This window comes from Agrobacterium sp. 5Ca50, assembly GCF_055381905.1.
Genome location: NZ_AP026438.1, coordinates 3396682 through 3421106, shown reverse-complemented (window position 1 = coordinate 3421106; position 24425 = coordinate 3396682). Strand labels below are relative to the sequence as shown.

The 24425-nt window shown below is 54.8% G+C and carries 22 protein-coding genes and 1 riboswitch; of the genes, 16 read left to right on the top strand and 6 right to left on the bottom strand.

The genetic code is table 11. The features are described from left to right. Nucleotides 1-102: 102 nt before the first annotated feature. On the bottom strand, nt 103-321 hold the full coding sequence (locus ACZ5FM_RS16405; RefSeq protein ID WP_275643434.1) for a DUF1674 domain-containing protein: 219 nt from the start codon (nt 319-321) through the stop codon (nt 103-105). Nucleotides 322-437: 116 nt separating this feature from the next. Here ACZ5FM_RS16405 and htpX point away from each other — a divergent pair, with 116 nt between their 5' ends. From htpX to purH, 4 genes are all read left to right on the top strand, one after another. Beyond that, complete coding sequence (gene htpX / locus ACZ5FM_RS16400; RefSeq protein ID WP_312947272.1) at nt 438-1397, top strand: zinc metalloprotease HtpX; 960 nt, start codon at nt 438-440, stop codon at nt 1395-1397. Further along, entirely contained in the window at nt 1388-2782 is a 1395-nt protein-coding gene (locus tag ACZ5FM_RS16395; protein WP_464039253.1) for an RsmB/NOP family class I SAM-dependent RNA methyltransferase, read from the top strand. The genes htpX and ACZ5FM_RS16395 overlap by 10 nt, the downstream gene beginning before the upstream one ends. A gap of 222 nt (nt 2783-3004) precedes the next feature. Next, complete coding sequence (locus ACZ5FM_RS16390) at nt 3005-4648, top strand: heparinase II/III family protein (RefSeq protein WP_464039252.1); 1644 nt, start codon at nt 3005-3007, stop codon at nt 4646-4648. A gap of 105 nt (nt 4649-4753) precedes the next feature. Then, on the top strand, nt 4754-6370 hold the full coding sequence (gene purH / locus ACZ5FM_RS16385) for a bifunctional phosphoribosylaminoimidazolecarboxamide formyltransferase/IMP cyclohydrolase (RefSeq protein ID WP_312947267.1): 1617 nt from the start codon (nt 4754-4756) through the stop codon (nt 6368-6370). 118 nt (nt 6371-6488) lie between these two features. Here the strand turns inward: purH and ACZ5FM_RS16380 are convergent, their stop codons facing one another. Together ACZ5FM_RS16380 and ACZ5FM_RS16375 are read right to left on the bottom strand one after the other, a co-directional pair. Then, entirely contained in the window at nt 6489-8030 is a 1542-nt protein-coding gene (locus tag ACZ5FM_RS16380) for a UxaA family hydrolase (RefSeq protein ID WP_192490658.1), read from the bottom strand. 50 nt (nt 8031-8080) lie between these two features. Continuing rightward, nucleotides 8081-8791, bottom strand: a complete 711-nt coding sequence (locus ACZ5FM_RS16375) for a FadR/GntR family transcriptional regulator (protein WP_464039251.1) — start codon at nt 8789-8791, stop codon at nt 8081-8083. Nucleotides 8792-9018: 227 nt separating this feature from the next. On the opposite strand from ACZ5FM_RS16375, the gene ACZ5FM_RS16370 reads away from it, so the two are divergent. From ACZ5FM_RS16370 to ACZ5FM_RS16330, 9 genes are all read left to right on the top strand, one after another. Beyond that, the gene (locus ACZ5FM_RS16370) at nt 9019-10584 is read left to right on the top strand and encodes a sugar ABC transporter ATP-binding protein (protein ID WP_464039250.1); all 1566 of its coding nucleotides are present in this window, start codon (nt 9019-9021) and stop codon (nt 10582-10584) included. 8 nt (nt 10585-10592) lie between these two features. Continuing rightward, a complete protein-coding gene (locus ACZ5FM_RS16365) occupies nt 10593-11615 on the top strand; it encodes an ABC transporter permease (protein WP_250984152.1) in 1023 nt (340 codons plus the stop codon). Nucleotides 11616-11700: 85 nt separating this feature from the next. Then, nucleotides 11701-12642, top strand: coding sequence for a substrate-binding domain-containing protein (locus tag ACZ5FM_RS16360; RefSeq protein ID WP_464039249.1), 942 nt, complete (start codon nt 11701-11703; stop codon nt 12640-12642). Nucleotides 12643-12717: 75 nt separating this feature from the next. Next, a complete protein-coding gene (locus tag ACZ5FM_RS16355; RefSeq protein ID WP_464039248.1) occupies nt 12718-13731 on the top strand; it encodes an aldo/keto reductase in 1014 nt (337 codons plus the stop codon). A 5-nt stretch (nt 13732-13736) separates the two neighbouring features. Then, a complete protein-coding gene (locus ACZ5FM_RS16350) occupies nt 13737-14579 on the top strand; it encodes an amidohydrolase family protein (RefSeq protein WP_312947396.1) in 843 nt (280 codons plus the stop codon). 4 nt (nt 14580-14583) lie between these two features. Then, the gene (locus tag ACZ5FM_RS16345; RefSeq protein ID WP_464039247.1) at nt 14584-15594 is read left to right on the top strand and encodes a zinc-binding alcohol dehydrogenase family protein; all 1011 of its coding nucleotides are present in this window, start codon (nt 14584-14586) and stop codon (nt 15592-15594) included. Next, entirely contained in the window at nt 15591-16724 is a 1134-nt protein-coding gene (locus ACZ5FM_RS16340) for a mannitol dehydrogenase family protein (RefSeq protein WP_464039246.1), read from the top strand. The genes ACZ5FM_RS16345 and ACZ5FM_RS16340 overlap by 4 nt, the downstream gene beginning before the upstream one ends. 12 nt (nt 16725-16736) lie before the next feature. After that, nucleotides 16737-17066 (top strand): L-rhamnose mutarotase, encoded by a 330-nt coding sequence (locus ACZ5FM_RS16335; protein ID WP_192490573.1) that lies wholly within the window; start codon nt 16737-16739, stop codon nt 17064-17066. Between the two features lie 35 nt (nt 17067-17101). After that, nucleotides 17102-18379 carry an L-fuconate dehydratase gene (locus ACZ5FM_RS16330; RefSeq protein ID WP_250984157.1) on the top strand — a complete coding sequence of 426 codons (1278 nt, stop codon included), beginning with the start codon at nt 17102-17104 and terminating at the stop codon, nt 18377-18379. Nucleotides 18380-18426: 47 nt separating this feature from the next. Here the strand turns inward: ACZ5FM_RS16330 and cobD are convergent, their stop codons facing one another. Continuing rightward, entirely contained in the window at nt 18427-19458 is a 1032-nt protein-coding gene (cobD, locus tag ACZ5FM_RS16325; protein ID WP_464039245.1) for a threonine-phosphate decarboxylase CobD, read from the bottom strand. On the opposite strand from cobD, the gene cbiB reads away from it, so the two are divergent. After that, nucleotides 19457-20422, top strand: a complete 966-nt coding sequence (gene cbiB, locus ACZ5FM_RS16320) for an adenosylcobinamide-phosphate synthase CbiB (protein WP_464039244.1) — start codon at nt 19457-19459, stop codon at nt 20420-20422. The two genes, cobD and cbiB, sit on opposite strands and share 2 nt — an antisense overlap. Here the strand turns inward: cbiB and ACZ5FM_RS16315 are convergent. Together ACZ5FM_RS16315 and cobO are read right to left on the bottom strand one after the other, a co-directional pair. Further along, nucleotides 20409-21866: a cobyric acid synthase gene (locus ACZ5FM_RS16315; protein ID WP_259148965.1), complete on the bottom strand. Its 1458-nt coding sequence runs from the start codon at nt 21864-21866 to the stop codon at nt 20409-20411. The two genes, cbiB and ACZ5FM_RS16315, sit on opposite strands and share 14 nt — an antisense overlap. 11 nt (nt 21867-21877) lie before the next feature. Then, the gene (cobO, locus tag ACZ5FM_RS16310; protein WP_259148968.1) at nt 21878-22495 is read right to left on the bottom strand and encodes a cob(I)yrinic acid a,c-diamide adenosyltransferase; all 618 of its coding nucleotides are present in this window, start codon (nt 22493-22495) and stop codon (nt 21878-21880) included. Nucleotides 22496-22629: 134 nt separating this feature from the next. Continuing rightward, nucleotides 22630-22842: riboswitch (cobalamin riboswitch) on the top strand. 123 nt (nt 22843-22965) lie between these two features. On the opposite strand from cobO, the gene ACZ5FM_RS16305 reads away from it, so the two are divergent. Together ACZ5FM_RS16305 and cobW are read left to right on the top strand one after the other, a co-directional pair. Further along, nucleotides 22966-23391, top strand: a complete 426-nt coding sequence (locus ACZ5FM_RS16305) for a DUF1636 family protein (protein WP_464039243.1) — start codon at nt 22966-22968, stop codon at nt 23389-23391. Then, a complete protein-coding gene (gene cobW / locus ACZ5FM_RS16300; RefSeq protein WP_192490566.1) occupies nt 23388-24425 on the top strand; it encodes a cobalamin biosynthesis protein CobW in 1038 nt (345 codons plus the stop codon). Before ACZ5FM_RS16305 ends, cobW begins: the two co-directional genes overlap by 4 nt.

Genomic DNA, 24425 nt, shown 5'->3' with positions numbered 1-24425 from the left:
CGGGTTTTATATGGTTAATGACGTCTTAATGAGATGTGCTACGTAGCGAGAGTCGTTTAAGTCTTTGTTTTCACGCTATTTTGATCGACGTGAAACGCCGAATTAAAAATCAATTGCACGGCCGTTGATTTCATAATCGCCAAATCGCACGGGCTCAGCGCCGCCTCGCCCGCCGGTCTCCGCCGGCAGCTCCAGTTCCTGTTGCGCTTTTCTGCGCTCTTCTGCTTCCTGCAGGGCTCGTTTGGCGGCTGGCGACAATTTACGTGTTGCGAGGTTCTTTTCGTTCTCGTCGAACAAGTTGTCGTTATCTGCATTCTGCATGGTTTCGCGCCTTTGGCAGTCTGATATTGAAAAGCGGATTATCATAACCAAATTACACGAGGAACAATCGAACGGCAAATGGCCGTATCGAACACATCGTAAAATGGAGACAACGGATGAATCTTGCGCGCACTGCCATGCTTCTTGCCTTCATGACAGCCTTGTTCATGGGGGTCGGCTTTCTGATTGGCGGACAGGGCGGCATGATGATCGCACTTGTCATCGCGGCGGGTATGAACCTGTTTTCTTACTGGAACTCGGACAAGATGGTGTTGTCGGCTTATCACGCCCAGGAGGTTGATGAGCGCAACGCGCCAGAGTTTTTTACGATGATCCGCGATCTATCGCAGAATGCCGGCCTGCCAATGCCGAAGGTCTATATCTACGAGAGCGAGCAACCAAACGCCTTCGCTACGGGCCGCAATCCTGAAAACGCAGCTGTGGCCGCCTCTACGGGCCTTCTGCAAAGATTGAGTCCGCAAGAGGTTGCAGGGGTCATGGCCCATGAGCTTGCCCATATCCAAAACCGTGACACCTTGACCATGACGATTACGGCAACCCTTGCCGGTGCTATTTCGATGCTTGGAAACTTTGCGTTTCTGTTTGGTGGCAATCGCAACAACAACAATCCGCTCGGTTTCATTGGCGTGCTGGTTGCCATGATTGTTGCGCCGCTGGCGGCCATGCTTGTTCAGATGGCGATCAGCCGGACGCGCGAATATTCCGCTGACCGTCGTGGTGCCGAGATTTGTGGTAATCCACTATGGTTGGCCTCAGCGCTTCAGAAAATCTCTGGCGCTGCACAGCGTCTGCACAATGAGGATGCCGAACGTAACCCGGCGACTGCGCATATGTTCATCATCAACCCGCTATCCGGTGAGAGAATGGACAACCTGTTTTCCACGCACCCGAATACGGAAAATCGTGTCGCTGCGCTGCAGGCAATGGCAAACGAATTTTCCCAGCCATCGACGCCACCCGCCACAAATGCTAATGCCGAGCGTAAGACACGTTCTGTACCCTCCACCGGCTGGGGACGGGGCGGAAACAATGAACGCAAAGGACCATGGTCTTGACGGCAGAACACGCCAAAAAAACACCTCACCGCAACAAACGGCGTGACAATCCAAGAGCAGGTAGCGATCAGGACGATGGACAGCAGTTTGACAACAAGCCGGGTCTAGAAACCCGCAATGCTGCTGTCAAAATCCTGTCTGCTGTCATCGATAAGAAAACATCGCTTGATGGTATGCTGGATGCTGAAACAGGCAATCCGGCCTATAGGGCGCTAAATGCGGCTGACCGTGGCTTGGTGCGCGCCATCATCAACACAGCCCTTCGTCACCTGCCGCGTATCGATGCGGCGATATCCATGTTACTGGATAATCCCTTGCCATCAGGCGCGCGGTCGCTGCATCACGTTCTGGTGGTTGGTGTGACGCAGATGCTCTACCTTGATGTGCCCGACCATTCTGCTGTCGATCTTGCCGTAGAGCAAGCTCATCGCGATCCTCGTAATCGGCGTTTCGTAAAATTGGTCAACGCCCTTTTGCGTCGTCTCGGCCGGGAAAAGGAGGAGATCAAGGAAAGAATCTCCAATGTGCCGGTGCTGCCTGAATGGTTCTTTGACCGGTTGGTCTCTGCCTATGGTCGAGAAAAAGCCGAACGGATTGCGGAGGCGCAACTTTGGCCTTCGACCATAGACGTTACGGTGAAATCTAATCCAGAAGTTTGGGCAGAGAAATTTGGCGGTCAGGTACTGGCTACGGGATCTGTACGTCTAGGCGCCTTTGAAGGGCAGATCCCTGATCTTGAGGGTTTCACGCAGGGCGAGTGGTGGGTGCAGGACGCAGCTGCCAGCCTTCCAGTCAGATTGATGGGAGACATCAAGGGCAAACGGGTGGTTGACCTGTGTGCGGCTCCTGGTGGCAAGACAGCACAGCTTGTTTTGGCTGGAGCTGATGTGACGGCCCTTGATCAATCGGGCAACCGTTTGAAGCGACTTCGCGGCAATCTGGAGCGTCTCGGTTTTGCAGCCAACACGGTTGAAAGCAACCTGTTGACGTTCACCACAGATGAACCTTTTGATGTGGTGCTGCTTGACGCGCCCTGCTCTTCAACAGGAACCCTGCGTAAACATCCTGATGTTCCGTGGACAAAGGGACCGGAAGACATTGAAAAGCTCGCCGGACTCCAGGAGAGAATGCTGCGCCACGCCATTTCACTGGTGAAGCCAGGTGGCATTCTGGTGTTTTCCAACTGCTCGCTTGACCCTCTTGAGGGTGAGCACATGATTTCCCGCGTGCTGCAAGACAGCACCGATGTGGAACGTGTGCCTGTGGACAAAAAAAATTGGCCAGGTTTGGAAGCTGCCGTCAACGGCGACGGCGATTTGCGCACAACGCCTGATATGCTTGGCGGAACCGATGGATTTTTTGCCACCGTGCTGCGTAGAAAATAAGCAAAGCCCGACGGATTTCCACGTCTGAAAAACTGATGTCGGATTTTTTTCTTGAAATTCCGTGCCTTAAAAAGATTATGCAATCAATCACGAATCATGTGATTGATTGCTAAATTATTTGTTTCGTGTGCAATTCCTTAAAATCAGGCATGAGACCGTATAGACGGGAAAAACGGTTTGGCAGGGTCTAACTCCAACGGTTACGGAAGTGCAGGGTTTTTTATGAAAACCCTATACCGTCGTGCGCGTATACGGGTTGCCGGCTTGCGTATGGTCCTGATACCCGGGGTGTCTGCGCCTGATGGGCTGGTTGCAGCACCGACAGATTTACATGCCGTTGATCCGTTCGTTGCGGAAGAATTGCTGAATGGTCGTATCGTTTTGGCTGGCCGGGTCTACGAGCTGGATGGTGTTTCGGTTTTTGCGGATGAATTGCCAAGTCTGGCATTTGCGGAGAGCCTCTATTCCTTTGAATGGTTGCGTCATATTCGTGCTCACCGTACAAATGAATGCTGCGCAAAGGCCCGCCAACTGGTGGCGGAATGGATGGCGCTGCACGGGCGAAAAGCGCGTGGTCTGGCGTGGGAGCCGGACATTGCAGCCAGACGGTTGATTGCGCTCCTGTCGCATTCTCCTGTTGTACTGAATGACGCCGAGAGTGGTTTCTATCGCCGCTTCATGAAGACACTGGGTTTTCACGTGCGTTATCTCGGCATGATCGCCCGCTTTGCGCCCGATGGTGAAACTCGCCTGCGAATACATATTGCACTGGCTGTCGCCTCAATCTGTATGTCTGGCAAACAATCCTGGGTGTCGCGTCAGGCCAGAAAATTAAGTCGTGAAATGGAACGTCAGGTCCTGCCGGATGGTGGCCATGTTTCACGCAATCCGCGGGTTCTTCTCGATCTTTTGCTGGATTTACTGCCGCTGCGTCACAGCTACATTAATCTCGGACACACTGTTCCGTCCGGGCTTGTTTCCGCAATTGACCGAATATTTCCGGCATTGCGGTTTTTCAGGCATCAAGATGGTGATCTAGGTCTGTTTAACGGCGCCACGAGCACGTTGGCCAACGAACTGGCGGCTGTACTGCGGTATGACGACACCGCTGGGCTAACGACGCGTGAACTGCCTGATATGGCCTATCAGCGCTTGGTAGCCGGAGACACAACTGTGCTGATTGACACTGGTCGGGCTTTGTCTGTTGAGCTGTCATCAACCGCCCATGCCGGTTGTCTGTCTTTTGAAATGTCTGCAGGACGGTATCGCTTTATCGTCAATTCCGGTTCTCCGGAAAATGGCAGTGCCGAACTGAAAGAATTGGCGCGCTCCACGGCCGCCCATTCAACTGTGACCTTGGCCGATACGTCTTCATGCCGGTTTTCCCGCTCAGCATTTCTTGGACCAATCTTGGTGCAAGGTGCCCGCGAGGTGACGGTCAACCGTACGACCGGACCCAATCGAAACGACATCGTTTCCGCTACGCATGACGGTTATGTTGCCGATTTTGGTTATCTGCATGAGCGCGAAGTGGATATGAATGAGGCCGGAACGCGTATCCGGGGTCGTGACATCGTCTCTGTGGCTGGCAAGAACAACAAACATATTCCTGAAAGCCTGATGGCTGTTGCGCGCTTCCATGTTCATCCCATCATCGAACTTAGCCTGCTCAATGAAGAAACTGTAGTGCTGACTGCACCTGATGGTACCCGCTGGCAGTTCTCAGTTCCCGGCCGAGCCCTTGCCATTACCGATGATATCTTCATGGCAAATGTGTCCGGCCTACGCCGGTCGCAACAGATTGAAGTGGCTTTCGACGTTCCCGAAGTACGCGAAATACGCTGGTTTTTAGACCGTAAGGCCTGAATGACTGCCTGATTCGTGTTTATTCCCGTGGGAAGGTGTGCTAACGCGACCCCAACCGCCGGTCTCTGCTTCCGGCTGATTTTCCTGCCTATACGGAGTAAGCCGATGGCTGTTGTTTCCAAGAAAATCCCCGCCCCGGATAAAGTCAAAATTCGCACCGCACTTTTGTCCGTATCGGACAAGACCGGCATCATCGAACTCGCCACCACACTGGCTTCAATGGGTGTGAAACTGCTGTCGACAGGTGGAACCGCGAAGGCTATTGCCGATGCTGGCTTGCCGGTTACCGACGTTTCTGACGTCACGAAGTTTCCGGAAATCATGGATGGCCGCGTCAAGACCCTGCATCCGAATGTGCATGGCGGTCTTCTGGCGATCCGTGATGATGCCGATCACGTCGCTGCCATGGAAAAGCACGGTATCGAAGGTATCGATCTTTCCGTCATCAATCTCTACCCGTTCGAGGAAGTTCGCGCCAAGGGCGGTGATTACCCGACAACGGTTGAGAATATCGATATTGGTGGCCCGGCCATGATCCGCGCTTCAGCCAAGAACCATGCCTATGTCACAGTTATCACTGACCCGTCCGACTACGGCGCTTTGCTGGATGCACTGAAGGCTGATGACGGCCAGACAACCTACGCGCTGCGCCAGAAATTTGCTGCCAAGGCCTATGCTCGCACAGCTGCCTATGACGCGATGATATCCAACTGGTTCGCGGATGCGCTGGAAATTGAAGCACCTGATTACCGCGCAATTGGTGGCGTCCTGAAAGAAAAGATGCGTTATGGTGAAAACCCACACCAGAGCGCGGGCTTCTACCTGACCGGGGAGAAGCGTCCCGGCGTTGCCACGGCAACGCTGTTGCAGGGCAAGCAGCTTTCCTACAACAACATCAATGACACGGATGCTGCTTTCGAGCTGGTGGGTGAGTTCCCGGCGTCCAACGGTCCGGCCTGTGCCATTATCAAGCACGCCAATCCATGTGGCGTTGCAACCGGTGAAACCATGCTTGAGGCCTATAAAAAGGCCCTCGCCTGCGATTCTGTATCGGCATTTGGTGGTGTGATCGCGCTTAACCAGACGCTGGATGCGCAGACGGCCGAAGAAATCGTCAAGCTGTTCACGGAAGTGATCATTGCTCCTGACGTTACGGAAGAAGCAAAGGCCATCGTCGCGCGCAAGCCAAACCTGCGCCTGCTGTCGGCCGGTGGTCTGCCAGATCCGCGTTCGCGTGGCCTCGCAGCCAAGACCGTCTCCGGTGGCCTTCTGGTTCAGAGCCGCGACAATGGCATGGTCGAAGACCTCGACCTCAAGGTTGTGACAAAACGTGCGCCGACTGCCCAAGAGTTGGAAGACATGAAGTTTGCGTTCAAGGTCGCAAAACATGTTAAATCCAACGCCGTTATCTACGCCAAGGATGGTCAGACAGCGGGTATTGGCGCAGGCCAGATGAGCCGCGTGGATTCCGCACGTATTGCAGCCCTGAAGGCTGAAGATGCGGCCAAGGCGCTTGGCCTTGCCGAACCGCTGACAAAAGGCTCTGCGGTTGCTTCTGAGGCATTTTACCCGTTCGCAGATGGTTTGCTGGCCGCGATTGCTGCCGGCGCAACAGCCGTCATCCAGCCGGGTGGTTCTATGCGTGACCAGGAAGTGATCGACGCTGCCAACGAACATAACGTTGCGATGGTCTTCACTGGCATGCGCCACTTCCGTCACTAAGCATAGCGCGGCTTCTCCCTGCCTTTATTGGGAGATGTCCCAGCACAGCAATAATCAAAAGGCCCGGAGATATCCGGGCCTTTTTCCATTTCGTGGCGATTTCAATGTTTCACGCCTATCAGGTCACAGCGCCGACCTGCCACGGCACAAACTCGTTATCACCATAGTCGTAGATTTCGCTGACTGTCTTGTCGCCAGAGGCAACAGCAAGAATCCGCTCGAAAATCCGTTCCCCTGCTTCCTCAATGCTTTCGACACCGGTGACGATTTCACCGCAGTTCAGATCCATGTCTTCCTGCATGTGTTCGAACATTTCAGTGTTGGTCGCGATTTTAATGCAAGGTGAGGGCTTGAAGCCGGATACGGATCCACGTCCTGTCGTGAAACAGATGACGTTGCAGCCGCCGGCAACCTGGCCGGTTACAGCAACGGGGTCATAGCCGGGTGTGTCCATAAACACGAAACCTGGTTCGGTAACGGTTTCTGCAAATTCATACACCGCCTTCAGCGGCATCGAACCACCCTTGGCCACGGCACCCAGAGATTTCTCAAGAATGGTGGTCAAGCCGCCGAGCTTGTTGCCGTGCGACGGGTTGTTATTCAGTTCGTCTCCGTTACGCGCGGTATAGTCGCGCCACCAGTCAATGCGCTCAAGAAGCTTTTCGGCAACCGCTGGCGTTACGGCACGGCGTGTCAGAAGATGTTCGGCACCATAGATTTCCGGCGTTTCCGAAAGCACCGTGGTGCCACCATTGCGCACGATCAGGTCGGATGCGTAACCAAGTGCCGGATTTGCAGAAATGCCGGAATAACCGTCCGAACCACCACATTCCAGTGCCAGTTTCAGTTTGGACAGTGGCTGCGGGGTGCGTTTGGCCTGATTCACGAGTGGCAGCATGTCCTTGATCTGGGCAATCGCTGCCTCAATGGTCTTGCGGGTGCCGCCATGCTGCTGGATGGTCATGGTGCGCAGACGCTCACCCTCCTCCATCCGGTAGTGTTCGAGAATGGGTGCAATCTGGTTTGTTTCACAGCCGAGGCCGATCAGCAGAATGCCGCCAAAATTGGGATGACGTGCATAACCTTGAATGGTGCGGATCAGCAGTCGGTACCCTTCCGACTTGGTGTTGAGAGCACACCCCCCACCATGGGTCAGCGCAACGACACCGTCGACATTGTCAAAACCGTCTAGGCCGCCCTGCTTGTTGAAGTAGTCGGCAATGTAGCGGGAGACGGTGGCGGAACAGTTCACGGACGCGATGACGCCGATGTAATTGCGGGTACCAGCGCCACCAAGGCCACGATCGTAGCCCATGAATGTACGGCGTTCGGCTTCCGGCAGCATGCCGGTTTCCTCGATATCGACGCTGAACTGGTGCGCATGCTCGGAGGGTACCATGGCAAGGTTGTGCAGGTGGACATGACGACCGGGCTCAATGTCCTGGGTGGCAATACCGATCACCTGACCGTATTTACGGACTTCTTCGCCAGACTTGATGGTCTTCAGCGCAACCTTGTGTCCGCGGCCGATCAGGTCAAGTGCGACAAGATCTCCCCTGCCGGTCGGGTTTCCTGCAGGAATGGATCTGCGGGCCACAGCAACGTTATCGTTGATGTTCAGCAGGATGGTTGGCTCAGAATTTAATGCTTTATCATGCACTGTCACGGGGATTTTCCTCCTCCCGGTCTATGTCTGCGCAAAAGCGCTACTCAATTCTCGATCCAGCGCTGCTTTGAGCTTTCGAGATGGCTATGCATCGCAGCTTGCGCAAGCAGTGGATCGCGCATTTCAAGGGCGGCCAGAATGGCTTCATGCTCATTCAGGGCGCGTGTCCATGTTTCACGGTCCTCAAAACGGACGCGAAACTGGGCTGAAATAGGACTGTGGCGTTCGTCAAAAAGCTCAGCCACCATACGGGCCAACACACTGTTTTGCGATTGTTCAGCAATGGTAATGTGAAACAGTCGATCCTGATCGAGCGGCTTTTTGCCGAGATCGATTTCCTTTTTCATGCTGTCCAGTAACTGGCGAAGCGTAACGAGTGCTTCCTGCGTAATACGGCTTGCGGCCAAAACGATGGTTGCACCCTCAATGGCGGCACGCGCCTGCATCAGCTCGGTCGGGCTGTCGCCCATCGACTTGGTCTGCCATGTGGTGGTCGCGGGCTCCGCAGACACATAGACGCCAGACCCCATACGAATTTCAACGCTGCCGTCGATTTCAAGTGCAATCAGTGCTTCGCGTAGGGATGGCCGTGAAACACCCAGTTTCTGGGCCAGTTCCCGCTCCGCTGGCAGGCGCGATCCGGGCTGAAATTCGCCCTGATCGATCAACTCACGGATTTGATCGGCAATCTGCTGGTAAAGGCGGCGTGTTTCCATGTGTTTGGTCAGGCCAATTATCTCGTTGAGTATGAGCATTTTAAGTTTGCGAAATTTGGCCTTACCGTATCTATAAGTGTGACAATAGGCAAGAATAAGTTTAAAATATTGAATTATATAGATTTATTGCGGTTCATAATTTTATGCTATAAGGCCGGTTTCGAAGTTTTGCGATAATTGGCTTGACCAATAAAAAAATGCGGCCTAACCATTGCCTCCGATTGAAGGCAACCGGGTGGAGCGTGGTTGCGCATGGAGGATCTCAAATGTCACAAGGCGAACTCAATATCGTAGGCGCAAATACGCCTGGCGATAGCTTTGCCGGTGCTGCCGAAACCCTACTGCGCCTCGAAAATATCACCAAGGAATTCCCCGGTGTTCGGGCCTTGTCGGGCGTACATTTTGATCTCGTGCGCGGTGAAGTGCATGCGGTCTGTGGTGAAAACGGTGCCGGAAAATCAACATTGATGAAAATTGTCAGCGGCGTTTATCAGCCGACTGAAGGTACAATCATTCACAAGGGCAACAAGGTTCAGTATTCCTCGCCGCTCGAATCCGAAGCGGCCGGCATTGCCATCATCCATCAGGAACTGAACCTCATTCCGCATCTCAGTGTGGCGGAAAACATCTATCTGGCACGCGAGCCGCGCCGTGGGTTCTGGGTCGATCGCAAAAAACTGCGCGCCGATGCCAAGCGCTGTCTTGATCGTCTGGGTGTCGATATTGATCCCGACCAGACGGTGCGTGGCCTTTCCGTTGCGCAGTGCCAGATGGTGGAAATTGCCAAGGCCCTGTCTCTGGATGCCGAAGTGCTGATCATGGACGAGCCTACCTCGTCGCTGACCGAGCAGGAAACCACCCTGCTGTTCAAGGTCATTCATGACCTTAAACAGTCCGGTGTCGGCATCGTTTATATTTCTCACCGTCTGGACGAGATGGCGCAGATCGTTGACCGCGTCACCATCTTGCGTGACGGTCGTTATATCTCCACTGCCAAATTTGCTGAAACAACGGTTGATAATATCGTTGCCCAGATGGTTGGCCGGTCACTGGAGGAAAAATTCCCTGAGCGCACATCCACGCCGACCGACGAGGTTATCTTTGCCGTCAAGGGGCTGACCCGCAAGGGCGTATTCGAGGATGTCAGTTTTGAGTTGAAGCGTGGTGAAATTCTCGGCTTTGCCGGGCTGATGGGCGCCGGTCGTACCGAAGTCGCGCGTGCGATTTTTGGTGCTGATCCGCTAGATTCCGGCGAGATCACCTTTGAAAGCCGCGTTCTTGATATTCGCTCCCCACAGGATGCTATCCGCGAAGGGATCGCCTATCTCTCCGAAGACCGCAAAAGTGATGGTCTTGCGGTGAAGATGTCGGTGGCAGCCAATACAACGCTTGCCAACATGGAAGCAGTTTCCAGCAAGTTTGGCGTGATTGATTTTGCCAAGCATAATGAGATTGCCCGCAAATATGTCGATCTTCTCAACGTCAAGACGCCGTCGATCGAGCAGACCGTTCGTCTGCTATCCGGTGGTAACCAGCAGAAAATCATCATCGGCAAATGGTTGTTCCGCGAATCCCGCATCCTGTTCTTCGATGAACCGACCCGCGGTATCGATGTGGGTGCGAAATTTGCCATCTACAAAATCATGGACGAATTGGCCGCACAGGGCATTGGCGTCATTCTCATCAGTTCCGAATTGCCGGAAGTGCTGGGTCTGACCGATCGTATTGCCGTCTTCCATGAAGGCAAGATCACCGGTGTCTTGAAGACGGCCGAAACGAACCAGGAAGAAATCATGCGATACGCATCCGGCTATGTACCGGCGGCGCAGTGAGGAATGCAATGAGCAGCAATAATCCTGAACAAAAGAACATGTCTTTGAGTGACCGCCAGAAGGATATCATCCAGAAGTTTGCGGCGCTGGGCAGCCTTGTTGCGTTGACCATCGTGTTTTCGCTCACCAGCAGTGCTTTCTTCACCGTTAGCAATGCCATGACCATCGCCTTGCAGGTCACGTCGATCGCTCTTCTCGGTATTGGTGCAACCTGCGTCATCATCACCGGCGGTATCGACCTTTCGGTTGGCTCGGTTTTGGCGCTTGCCGGTGTTGTTGCCGCGCTTGCGGTGAAGGAACTTGGTATCCCCGTGCCGTTTGCGATGCTTCTCGGCATTTTGACCGGTTCGATCTGTGGTTACATCAACGGCCTTCTGGTCACACGCTTCAAGCTGCCGCCGTTCATTGCAACGCTTGGCATGATGTTGATTGCACGTGGCGTAGCCCTGCAGATTACCGGTGCCCGCGCAGTGTCCGGCCTCGGTGAATCCTTTGGCGTTCTGGGTAACGGCGCGCTGTTCCGTGTCGTCAACATCGGCGAAGACGGCTTCCCGAATGTTGTATTCCCGGGCATTCCCTACCCGGTCATTCTGATGGTCGTCATCGGTATTGCCGTATCTCTGATGCTCAACCGCTCAGTACTTGGCCGCCATATCTATGCTGTTGGCTCCAACGCGGAAGCTGCGCGCCTGTCCGGCGTCAATGTCAGCCGGGTCACCAACTTTACCTACATTCTTTCAGGTACGCTTGCCGGCCTGACAGGCTGCGTTCTGATGTCTCGTCTTGTGACCGCACAGCCGAATGAAGGCGTGATGTACGAACTGGACGCGATTGCCAGCGCGGTGATCGGCGGTACGTCGCTGATCGGTGGCGTTGGTACAATTTCCGGTACAGGCATTGGTGCCTTTGTCATCGGTATTCTGCGCAATGGTCTTAACATGAACGGTGTTTCGGCATTCACGCAGCAAATTATCATCGGCCTCGTCATTCTGGTGACCGTGTGGATCGACCAGTTGCGTAACCGCCGCTGAGAAGGGCGCGGACCCTTTCCGTAAACAACAAGGGGGACGAGGAGTTCTCCCGAAGAGGCCAGAGTGGCCATAATTGGAGGAAGAGATGAAGAAACTTTCGACTGCCCTTCTCACATCTGTCATCGCACTGTGGAGCGTTTCCACCGTTCAGGCCGGTGAAATTTCAGTTATCGTCAAGACGGTAAACTCCACCTTCTGGCAGAACGTCCAGAAGGGCGCAGACGCTGCGATCAAGGACCTGAACGGTCACACGATCACATTCCAGGGCCCGGCTTCGGAATCTGCGATTGCTGACCAGGTGAACATGGTTGAAAACGCAGTAAACCGTAAGGTTGACGGCATCGTTCTCGCTCCGTCTGATCCAGACGCACTGGTTCCAGCCGTCAAGAAGGCATGGGAAGCCCGTATTCCTGTCGTGCTGATCGACTCCCAGCTTGCTGAGGGTTCCGAGCAGTACTACCAGTCTTTCCTTGCTACCGACAACAAGAAGGCCGGTGAACTTGCAGCGCAGGCGCTGATCGAAAAGGTTGGCACTGAGGGCAAGATTGCCGTCATGTCCTACGTTGCCGGTGCCGGTTCGGAAATTGGCCGCGTTGGTGGTTTCACTGACTACGTCAAGGCAAACTCCAAGCTGGAAATCGTTGGTCCATTCTATTCGCAGTCGCAGATGGCAACTGCATTGAACCAGACGACTGACGTTCTTGCTGCCAATGCAGACCTCAAGGGCATCTTCGGTGCCAATGAGCCAACAGCAATCGGTGTTGGCCGTGCGCTCGTTCAGTCTGGCAAGGCTGGCAAGGTTGTTGGTATCGGCTTTGACGGTAACCAGGACCTGCAGGAATTCGTCAAGGATGGTACACTTGCCGGTATTGCCGTTCAGGGCTCCTACCAGATGGGTGAACTTGGCGTGCAGACAATTGGCAAAATCCTCAACAAGGAAAAGGTCGAGAAGTTCGTTGATACCGGTGTGGTTGTTGTCACCAAGGACAACATCGAAAAGCCAGAAGCAAAGAACGTTCTTTACTAATCTGCCAGACAGGGCGCGTCGCGACAGGCGGCGCGCCGGCTTCTCCTGCAAACGCCTGATTGAAAGTGCCAGACGATGAAAGTATCCGATACGCGCAAGCTGCCCCGCCGCTCCGTTGACGTTACCCTTATGGGGCTTGGCTGCGCCCAGATGGGCAATCTTTACCGTGTTACGCCTTACGAGGAATCGAAGGGTGCTTTCGAAAAGGCATGGGAAAGCGGCATTCGTTATTTCGATACCGCACCGTTTTACGGTTACACTCGTTCGGAGCGTCGTCTCGGCACGATGCTGACCGAACATGATCGCAAGGATTACACCGTCAGCACCAAGGTTGGTCGCGTAATGGTTCCTGACGATACGGTTGGTCCGGAGGAGGATGCCTATGTCGCTCCGCTGCCGTTCCGCCCGAATTATGATTATTCCTATGATGGCATTTTGCGTTCGTTTGACGCCAGCCAGCAGCGTCTTGGAATTCTGAGACCTGATATTCTCTACATCCACGACATCGGCTCTGCGACGCATGGTGAAAAGCACCCGCATTACTGGGAGCAGTTGACCTCTGGCGGCGGTTTCAAGGCGCTTGCAAAGCTGCGTGAAGAAGGGTCGGTCAAGGCTGTTGGCCTTGGCGTCAACGAGTGGGAAGTCATTCGTGATGCCATGCAGGTTTTCGACGTTGATGTCGCCATGCTGGCCGGTCGCTATACGCTGCTGGAACAGCAGAGCCTTGCCTTCATGGACAATTGCGCCAAGGCTGGCACCGCGATCGTCATCGCCGGCGCGTTCAACTCCGGCATTCTGGCAGGCAACAAGAAGTTCAACTATGCCGATGCGCCAGCTGATATCGTCAAAAGCGTTGAAGCACTGGAAGCTGTTTGCGCTGACACAGGCGTCAAGTTACAGGCAGCCGCCTTGCAATTTCCTCTCGCCCATCCGGCCTCCGTCACGGTGGTTTCGGGTGCGCGCAACGCAAGCCAGCTGACCTCAAACATCGAGTGGTTCGAGGAAGACGTGCCGGCCGAATTCTGGGCCGAGCTGCGCAAGCGTGGCCTGATTGCCGAGGGTGCACCGGTTCCTGGCGGCAAGGCTTGATCGACATGCGGATCGATGCCCATCAGCATTTCTGGCTTATGAAGGACCGGCAGGGCCAATGGCCTCCGCCGTCCTTGGAGGCAATCTACCGGGATTTTTCCCCTCAGGATCTGAAGCCTTTGCTGGACGCGCAGTCCATTGACGGCACCGTTCTGGTCCAGACGATGGAGAGCGAGGCGGACACCGCCTATATGCTCGATCTGGCGGCCAATAACAGCTTTATCAAAGGTGTGGTTGGCTGGACGGATCTGAAGGCCCCGGTGGCTGTAGAGGCCATCAAGGCATTGTCCGCCAATCCGGTGCTCAAGGGTTTTCGGCCCATGTTGCAGGGTCTGGAAGACGACAATTGGATCGATGATCCCGCGCTGGACCCGGCAATCGGCGCGATGATTGCGTGTAGTCTCGTGTTCGATGCGTTGGTTTTGCCTCGACATCTGCCTGCACTTTTCAAATTTGTCTCACGTCACCCTGATCTTCCGGTGGTTATCGACCATGGTGGCAAACCTTGGATAGCGACCGGCCATTACAGCGAATGGCGTCAGAACATGGCGGCATTGGCAGGCCTACCCAATGTATCCTGCAAATTGTCGGGTCTGCTGACCGAGGCCGGTGATCAGAAACCTCAGGCTGTCCGTCCTTACGCGGAAACGATCCTTGAGCTTTTCGGTCCTTCGCGCGTGATCTGGGGCAGTGACTGGCCTGTGCTGCGGCTTGCTGGCGATTACGCTGGCTGGCTGGAGATGTGCCGCGATATCGTGCCGCAACAGCATCACGATGCCGTCTTCGGTGGAAACGCCGTTTCTTTCTACAATCTGACCGACCGCCGGTCGTCTTCTGAAAACAGGTGATGTGATGCTTGCAATAAGCTGCGATTCTCCCGGAACACTGACAGCCGTTGACAAAGACATGCCGTCACGTGGCGATGGCGAAGTACTGGTGCGTGTACGACGCATTGGTGTGTGCGGTACCGATCTGCACATCTTCACGGGCAATCAGCCTTATCTGTCCTATCCGCGCATCATGGGACATGAGTTGTCCGGTACTGTAGAAGAGGCACCGCAGGGAAGCGCCTTTGCAAGGGGAGATGTTGTCACGATCATTCCTTACATCTCCTGCGGTCACTGCAGCGCTTGCCTCAAAGGCAAGAGCAATTGCTGCCGCAATATTGGCGTTCTGGGCGTGCATCGCGACGGCGGCATGGCGGAATATCTCAGCGTGCCACAGCAATTCGTTCTCAAGGCCGAAGGCTTGAGCCTTGATCAGGCCGCGATGACCGAATTTCTGGCCATCGGTGCGCATGCCGTGCGCCGCGCCAAAGTCGAAAAAGGCCAGAATGTTTTGATCGTTGGCGGTGGTCCCATCGGCATGGCCGTTGCTGTCTTTGCAAAGCTTGATGGCGGACGCGTCACTGTCATTGACGGACGCACAGACCGTCTGGATTTCTGCAAGAAACACCTTGGTGTCGATGAGACCGTTCAGCTCGGCGATGGCGACAAGGACAGGCTCTCGGAGATTACCGGTGGCGATTTCTTTGATGCTGTTTTTGATGCAACAGGCAATTCGAAGGCCATGGAGCGTGGTTTTTCCTTTGTCGGTCACGGCGGCACTTACGTGCTGGTCTCGATCGTCAGCAGCGACATCACCTTTAATGATCCGGAGTTCCACAAGCGGGAAACCACACTGCTCGGCAGCCGAAACGCGACCAATGAGGATTTTGAACGGGTCATTGCTGCACAGCGCAGCGGTGGCGTGCCGGATGCCTTGATCACACACCGTATGACACTCACAGAGGTTCCGGAGAAGTTTTCTGATCTGCTCGATCCGGCTGCTGGCGTTGTGAAAGGCATGGTTGAGGTTCAATGAGCGAAGCCACTCCCATCCTGCAGTTCGGGACAAGTCGTTTTCTCCTGGCGCATGCCGACCTCTTCGTGTCGGAAGCGCTAGAAGCCGGCAAAGCGCTTGGTAAGATTGCCATTGTCCAGACAACAGGCAACGCACAGAGTGCGGCACGTATCGCTGCACTGGGTAACCCCGATGGCTATCCGGTGCGTATTCGTGGTCTGAAAAACGGCGTTGCTGTTGATGAGGAGCGTCGCGGCATGGCTGTGGCGTTTGGCCTGAGTGCGAACCAGGATTGGCAGACCGTTCGCGAGATTGCCTCTGTTGCGAAGGTGATTATCTCAAACACCGGCGACAAGGGTTATGAGCTGGATTCGGACGATACCGTCGAATTGGCTGATGATTTTACCCGGGTTCCAAAAAGCTTTCCGGCCAAGCTGTGCTTGTTGCTGCTGGAGCGCTGGCAGCTCCACCCGGAAAGTGAAATCTCGATTTTCCCTTGCGAACTGATCCCGCGTAATGGCGACCGGTTGAAGGACATCATACGTGGACTTGCCGACAGTTGGCAACTGCCTGCGGGTTTCACGTTTTACCTGACGGAAAAGTGTCGTTTTGCCAACAGCCTCGTTGACCGGATTGTTTCGGAGCCAATCGAGCCGGTTGGTGCGGTTGCAGAACCCTACGCCATCTGGGCTGTTGAAAATCAGGCCGGGCTGACATTGCCCTGTGTGCACCCTCATCTCGTTTTGACTGATGATCTCGATCATTACGAAAACCTGAAGCTCTACCTTCTCAATTTCGGCCACAGCTATCTGGCCGAACGCTGGTTGGCAGATGCGCGTGCCAAGGACGAGACCGTGCGTGAAGCCATGGCAGATTTGGACTTACGTGCCGATCTTGAAGCCGTCTGGCATGAAGAGGTTCTGCCGCTGTTTGCCGCTGAAGGTTTGGGAACTGAGGCAAAGGCCTATGTGGACGATGTTCGCGAGCGTTTTCTCAACCCGTACCTCGCTCACCGACTTGCCGACATTGCCGGCAATCACGACGAGAAAAAACGCCGCCGTATCGCACCGGTTATCGCATGGGCTGAAAAGCTCGGCCTCAATCTGCCGCAGACGCGTCTTCGCGCTGCAATGGCGACCATAAAGCAGTAACAGGAGTTATCAATGCAGCGCATGGGCATGGTCATTGGCGTCAAGCCGGACATGATTGCGGAATACAAGCGGCTTCATGCTGCGGTATGGCCGGAAGTTCTGGAACTGATCAGCAAAAGCAATATCCGCAACTACACGATCTTCCTGCGCGAGCCGGAGAACCTGCTTTTCGGATACTGGGAATATCACGGCACGGATTATGAAGCCGATATGGCCCGTATCGCTGCCGACCCCAAAAATCAGGAATGGTGGTCTTTCACCATTCCCTGTCAGCAACCGCTTGAAAGCCGCAAGGATGGAGAGTGGTGGGCTATGATGGAAGAAACATTCCACCACGACTGAGAACCTTTATTTTCCCTGACCGCGAGTAACCGGCCATGACCAAGATTACCGACCTTAAAGTATACGACCTGCGTTTCCCGACCTCCCAGAGCCTCGACGGTTCGGACGCCATGAACCCCGATCCAGACTATTCGGCAGCCTATGTGGTGTTGAAAACCGACACGGATGGTCTGGAAGGCCACGGCCTGACCTTCACCATCGGCCGCGGCAATGACATTTGCTGCATGGCGATCAAGGCGATGAGCCACCTCGTCATCGGTACCGACCTCGCAAAGGTCTTGGAAAATCCGGGTCAATACTGGCGTCACCTGACCAGCGACAGCCAGCTGCGCTGGATCGGTCCAGACAAGGGTGCCATGCATCTGGCCACCGGTGCCGTCGTCAATGCCGTCTGGGATCTCTTGGCCAAGCAGGCTGGCAAGCCGGTGTGGCAGCTTGTTGCCGATATGAGCGCAGAAGAAATCGCTGATATCGTTGACTATCGTTACCTGACCGACGTTTTGTCGCGTGAAGATGCGCTGGCTATCCTCAAGAAGGCGGAAGCCGGTAAAGCGGCCCGTGTTGAGACGCTGAAAAATGAAGGTTATCCCTGCTACACGACCTCTGCCGGATGGCTGGGTTATGACGACGACAAGTTGCGTCGTCTCTGCAAGGAAGCCATCGATGCCGGTTTCAACCACGTCAAGATGAAGGTTGGCCGTGATCTGGAAGACGATATCCGCCGTCTGACCATTGCACGTGAAGTGATTGGTCCGGATCGTTATCTGATGATCGACGCCAACCAGGTCTGGGAAGTTGATCAGGCAATCGAATGGGTCAACAAGCTGGCCTTCTCCAAGCCGTTCTTCATCGAAGAGCCAACCAGCCCGGATGATATTGCCGGCCACCGCAAGATCCGTCAGGCGATTGGCGATGTGAAGGTTGCGACTGGTGAAATGTGCCAGAACCGTATCATGTTCAAGCAGTTCATCGCTGAAGGTGCGATTGACGTGGTGCAGATCGATTCATGCCGTATGGGCGGTCTGAACGAAGTTCTGGCCGTGTTGCTGATTGCTGCAAAATACAATCTGCCGGTCTGGCCGCATGCCGGTGGCGTTGGTCTTTGCGAATATGTTCAGCACCTGTCGATGATCGACTATCTCGTTGTTTCCGGCACCAAGGAAGGCCGCGTGATCGAATATGTCGACCACCTGCATGAGCACTTCATCGAGCCCTGCGATATCCGTGAGGCTGCCTATATGCCGCCAAAATTGCCGGGCTTCTCCATTGAAATGAAGCCAGCATCGATTGCGGAATATACTTTCAAGGGTTGATACTGATTAAGCCAAAAAAATCCCCGGTTCTGACCGGGGATTTTTTATTACACGCCTTTCAAGGCATCACGAAGCCGCTGCCATTCTTCCTGGCGTCCCGGCAGTCCGAAACGCAAATCTTGCGGTCTCTCTTCAAAGGCGCGCACCAGAATGCCATGTTCGCCAAGATGGCTGAAAATCTTGCCTGCATTTTCATGGCGGACCAGCCGGAAGAGATTGGTGCCACCTGATACCGTCAGGCCGGCAGCGTACAGCACCTCATCCAGTCGTTCTGACTTTTGCCGAAGGTGCAGACGCATATCCACCTGCCAATGCTTGTCGTTCAGTGCTTCCGTGGCAATGTGGAGCGCGGGACCAGAAATGGCCCAGGGACCGAGACGGTTTTCCAACAGGCCAACGGTCTGCGCTGTTGTCACTGCAAAGCCAAGTCTTAAACCTGCCATGCCGTAAAACTTGCCGAATGAGCGCAATACAACAATACCGCCCTGATCGACATCACCGCACAGGCTTTCATAACCGTCGCCAGCGTCACCAAATGCTTCATCGACAATCAGCGTGCCACCTTTTACCTTCAGTGCTGTGGCCAGCGCTAAAAGGTCTGATTTCGAGATGACGCGACCGGTCGGATTATTTGGATTGACGACGATGGCGAGGTCAGCCGTTGAAAGCGTCGCAAAGTCATCCGTCTCGATCACCTCAAACCCATTCAATCGTGCAGCGCGGGCATGTTCGGCATAGGTAGGTGACAGAATAACAGCTTTTGGTTTGGCCGATTTTTTTGCCAGCTCAGAAACCAGCGGCAGCAAGATCTGCGTGCCCGGTGCCGCCGCAACGTGGGCAGCAGAGCGCGCCCCATAGGCGCGTGCAGCGCGTTCTCTAAGTATCTCTGCCAATGCTGGTTCTGGCAGGCGCGAAAAAGCCTCTGCCGGAATGGGCGAATGTGGATAGGAAATTGGATTGATGCCGGTCGAAAGATCGATCCAGGGGGCTGGCGCCTGTGGAAACAGGCTACGGGCGCGGGCAAGATTTCCACCGTGCAGGATCACAGGCTCAATCTTTTCTGCTATTGGACTGTCCATGTTTTTCGCTCTCGCCTTCCTGTCGCTGCTGATCGAACGGTTCACCGGTTATCCGAACTGGCTTTTTGCCCGTATCGGGCACCCCGTGACATGGGTTGGTTCGTTTATTGCGCTCCTCGATAAAAAATGGAACCGGGAGAGTGACGATTTTGCAAAACGAAAAGTCATGGGTATGACGGCGTTGATTGTTTTGCTGGTGGTGACCATTTTTCTGGCATCGCTGGTGCAGTCCGTTTTGTTTCTTCTGCCCCTTGGCCTTTTGTTTGTGGCGATCGTTTGCGCTGCATTGCCCGCGCAGAAAAGCCTTGAGCAGCATGTCGAGGCGGTTGCAATCGCACTTGAGACCGAAGGGTTGGAAGGTGGTCGCAAAGCCGTTTCGATGATTGTCGGCCGTGACCCGGAGCAGCTTGATGAAGCCGCTGTATGCCGGGCAGCGATTGAAAGTCTGGCTGAAAATTTTTCCGATGGCATCGTTGCCCCCGCTTTCTGGATCGGCATGTTGGGTTTGCCCGGTGGTGCAGCCTATAAGGCTATCAACACGGCAGACAGCATGATCGGCCACCGCAACAAGCGTTATGAAGCCTTTGGCAAGGCATCAGCCAAGCTGGATGACCTGGTCAATCTGCCAGCCTCACGTCTGACTGGTTATCTGTTTGTTGTTGCTGCCGTGTTCGTAAAGGACGCGTCTCCCAAGCGTGCGCTGAATGCCATCAAACGTGATGCGCATCATCATCGCTCTCCCAACGCTGGATGGCCGGAAGCGGCACTTGCCGGTGCTTTGGGCTACGCGCTTGCTGGCCCGCGTTCCTATGATGGCCAGATGATTGAGGCACGTTTTATGGGCAGAGGTGGACGTCGTGACTTGACGGCCGCCGACATTCGTCGCGCCTTGAAGCTGACACGGATCGCCGATGGATTGCTGATTGCGCTGTTTGGTTGTCTAGTTCTTGTTATCGGGCGATAGCCAAAAGTCTGTCCAGATCGAGATGAGTTTCCATATGGGCCGCCAATCGATCAAGGACTTCATCAACCTGCTGTTCGTAATTGAGTGCCGAACTGCTGCCACCTAACCGCTCCAGCCACACGCCTCTTTGTCGATCATCGGCAAAAAGACCGTGGATGTAGGTGCCGAGAACACGCCCCGCCGGTGAAATCGCCCCTTCAATGTGATCATCGACAGATGAAAACGGTCGGTCGCAGTCTTTACCAGTGGTAATGCCGACGTGCATTTCATAGCCGGAGAATGAAGTACCGTCGAAACTTGAACCGGTCACCGAGGCGAGGCGCTTATCGCCTGTCAAAACGGTGTCGGCGTCAAGCAGGCCCAAACCCTCGACCGTGGCTGGCGGTCCTTCGATGCCCTTTGGGTCGGCGATCGTGTTGCCCAGCATCTGATAGCCGCCACACAGGCCCAGCACATAACCGCCGCGTCTGACGTGAGACTTGATATCGATATCAAGCCCGGACTTTTTCAGCACTTCCAGATCAGCAATTGTCGACTTTGATCCGCACAGGAGAACCAGCGCGCAATCGGCTGGAATGGTCTGTCCGGGTCTCACCCTGACAAGTTCGACAGTCTCTTCCATGTCGAGAGGATCGAGATCATCAAAATTGGAAATATGCGGCAGGATCGGCACTGCAATACGGATTTTTGCGCCGGGCTTTTGTGTGGCGGGCCCACTCAGGCCAAGCGCGTCTTCGGCCGGTAGCTGTTGCGCCTCGGCAAAGTGAGGCAGAAGGCCTATGCTGCGCCATCCGGTTTTGTCGGCAATGATCCGCATTCCATTGTCGAACAGTGTTGGATCGCCGCGGAAACGGTTGACGATAAATCCCTCGATCATCGCCGCATCATCCAGGTCCAGAACCGTTTTGGTGCCAACCAGGCTGGCGATAACGCCTCCTCGGTCAATATCGCCGATCAGAATGACGGGTGCATCGGCGGCACGGGCAAATCCCATATTGGCAATATCATTGGCGCGCAGATTGACTTCGGAGGCACTGCCAGCACCTTCGACCAGCACCAGATCAGCTTGTGACTTAAGACGTTCCAAACTCTCTAACACATGCGGCATCAGACCTGCCTTCATATGCTGGTAATCGGCAGCCTTAGCATTACCAATGACCTTTCCCTGCACAACCACCTGCGCACCGGTTTCGCTTTGCGGCTTCAACAGCACCGGGTTCATGTGAACAGATAGAGGAACGCCGGCAGCGCGCGCCTGTAGCGCCTGGGCGCGGCCAATTTCACCGCCGTCAGCGGTCACAGCAGCATTGTTGGACATGTTTTGAGGTTTGAATGGCAGCACCGACAAGCCACGTTTGACAAAGGCGCGGGCAAGGCCTGCGACCATAAGCGATTTGCCGACATCAGAGCCGGTGCCCTGAAACATCAGAACGCGTGCTGCCATGTGGTTTTATCCTAAAACTCGATACCGGCCTGGGCTTTGACGCCAGCCTTGAAGTGATGCTTCACCAGCGTCATCTCAGTCACCATATCAGCAGCATCGATCAAAGGCTGCTTGGCGTTACGGCCGGTGACGACAACATGCAAATCGGGGCTACGGTTCTGCAATGTCTCGATCACGTCGTTCAGGTCAAGATATTCGTAGCGGAGAGCAATGTTCAACTCGTCGAGGACAAGAAGTCCGATCGTTTTGTCCTCCATAAGCGTCTTTGCTTCCGCCCATGCCTTGGCGGCTGCGGCGACATCGCGTTTCAGATCTTGAGTGTCCCACGTGAAACCTTCGCCCATGGTGCGCCATTCGACGCGGTCTCCGAACAGAGTCAAGGCTTGTTGTTCACCGGTCGCCCAAGCGCCCTTTATGAACTGCACGACACCGACGCGGCGGCCATTGCCAAGCATGCGCAGCGCCAGACCGAAGGCCGCGGTAGACTTGCCTTTACCCGGTCCGGTATTGACGATCAAAAGCCCTTTTTCGACCGTTTTTTCCGCGACTTCGGCATCCTGGACGGCTTTGCGATTGACCATTTTTTGGCGGTGACGCTCGGCCTCAGTCTCGGTAATCTCGCGGGTCATGGCGGTATTCCTGTCATTGCTATGTCTAAAAACGCTTATCTGCTATTTGCGAAGCGGCAACTATAGCCAATTTGCCTCACCCGGCAATGCTGGCGGCATGTGGGCTTTGCATTGACCGCAGCAGCGGTTGCGCCTAAGTGTAAATCACTGACGGTCTTTTTCCGGCAACGGGAAAAGCTAAGAGGGAACACGGTTCCGCCCCGATTTGACGGGCCACTCCGTGGCTGCCCCCGCAACTGTAAGCGGTCAGCCCACGCCGAAACGCCACTGGACATATGTTCGGGAAGGCGGCGACACGGGCGCCATAAGCCGCAAGCCAGGAGACCTGCCGTTTCAGGAAAATACGTCTGTCGGGCGGGGTGCTCCGGTCAGTCGAACCGATCGAATATCTGGCTCTCATCGCGATGAATTGCCGTTTTCGATAACCGCACCCCATGATTTTTTTGAAGGCGCGGAAAGCGAATACGGATTTGGATATTACGGCAACGTCACCCTGCCTTGACGGTAAAACACAAAACGGCACCGCTGATGGTGTCGTTGTATTTGTCTGCCGAAACTGTCGCAGCGAGGACGATCCGAATGCCGATCCCCGACCCGGCGCGCTTTTGTCATCTGCCGCTATCGCGAAGGCCCAGGATGTTGGCATCGAGGTACGTAGCGTCAATTGTCTTGCCAATTGCAAGCGTGGTTTGAGCGCCAGTATTCGCAGTGTTGATGGCTGGTCCTATATTTTTGGCGGCCTTGCACAAGACGATGCTGACGACCTGCTGATCGGCGCGCAATTGCTTGCCAGTGCGCCGGACGGTCTTATGCCTTGGCGCGGACGTCCCGACAGTTTGAAACGCGGCATGATTGCCCGTATTCCACCATTTGATTACACAGAGGAAAAATCATGAGCAATTCGCTGGACCGTGTCCCTTGCACCATCGTCACCGGTTTTCTGGGTGCTGGAAAAACCACGCTTCTGCGTGGTCTTCTGGAAAAACTGGAAGGCAAGCGTCTTGCGATTATCGTCAATGAGTTTGGCGATGTTGGCATTGATGGCGAAATCCTCAAGGGCTGCGGTATCGAAAGCTGCCCGGAAGAAAATATCGTTGAACTGGCAAATGGCTGCATTTGCTGCACGGTTGCCGATGATTTTCAGCCAGCGATCGAGCAGATCCTCAGCCGTCAGCCGAAGGTGGAGCATATTTTGATCGAAACTTCCGGCCTTGCCCTGCCGAAGCCTCTGGTGCAGGCGTTCCAGTGGCCGGCAATCAAAAGCCGCGTCACGGTGGATGCTGTTATCGCTGTTGCCGACGGTGCTGCACTTGCAGAAGGCATGGTCTCGCATGATCTGGATGCTCTTGCTGCCCAGCGTGCCAATGACGAGGCGCTTGACCATGATGATCCAGTTGAAGAAGTGTTCGAAGACCAGATTGCCTGCGCTGACCTTATCGTCCTGACCAAGGGCGATCTGCTGGATGCCGAAGGTCTGGAACGCGCCAAGGCGCATATTGGCGAACATCTGCCCAAGGCTGCAAAGATCGTTGTAGCGTCCAATGGCGCCATTGATCCCGCTGTCCTGATCGGTCTTGGTCTTGCTGTGGAAGACGACATTGAAAATCGCCATACCCATCACGATGAGGAAGAAGACCACGATCACGACGAGTTCGACAGCTTCGTTGTGGAATTGTCCGCGGTAAGTGACCCTGAAGCTCTGGCGTCCCGTATCGCTGAAACAGCCGCTGCGGAAAACGTGCTGCGCATCAAGGGATTTGTCGAGGTTTCCGCCAAGCCTATGCGCCTGCAGGTGCAGGCAGTAGGTTCGCGCGTCAATCATTACTTTGACCGCCCTTGGGCAGCAGGCGAAACCCGCCGCAGCCGTCTGGTGGTTATTGGTGAAAAGGGTATCGATCGCGCAAAAATCGAAAAGATGCTTGCGGCCTGA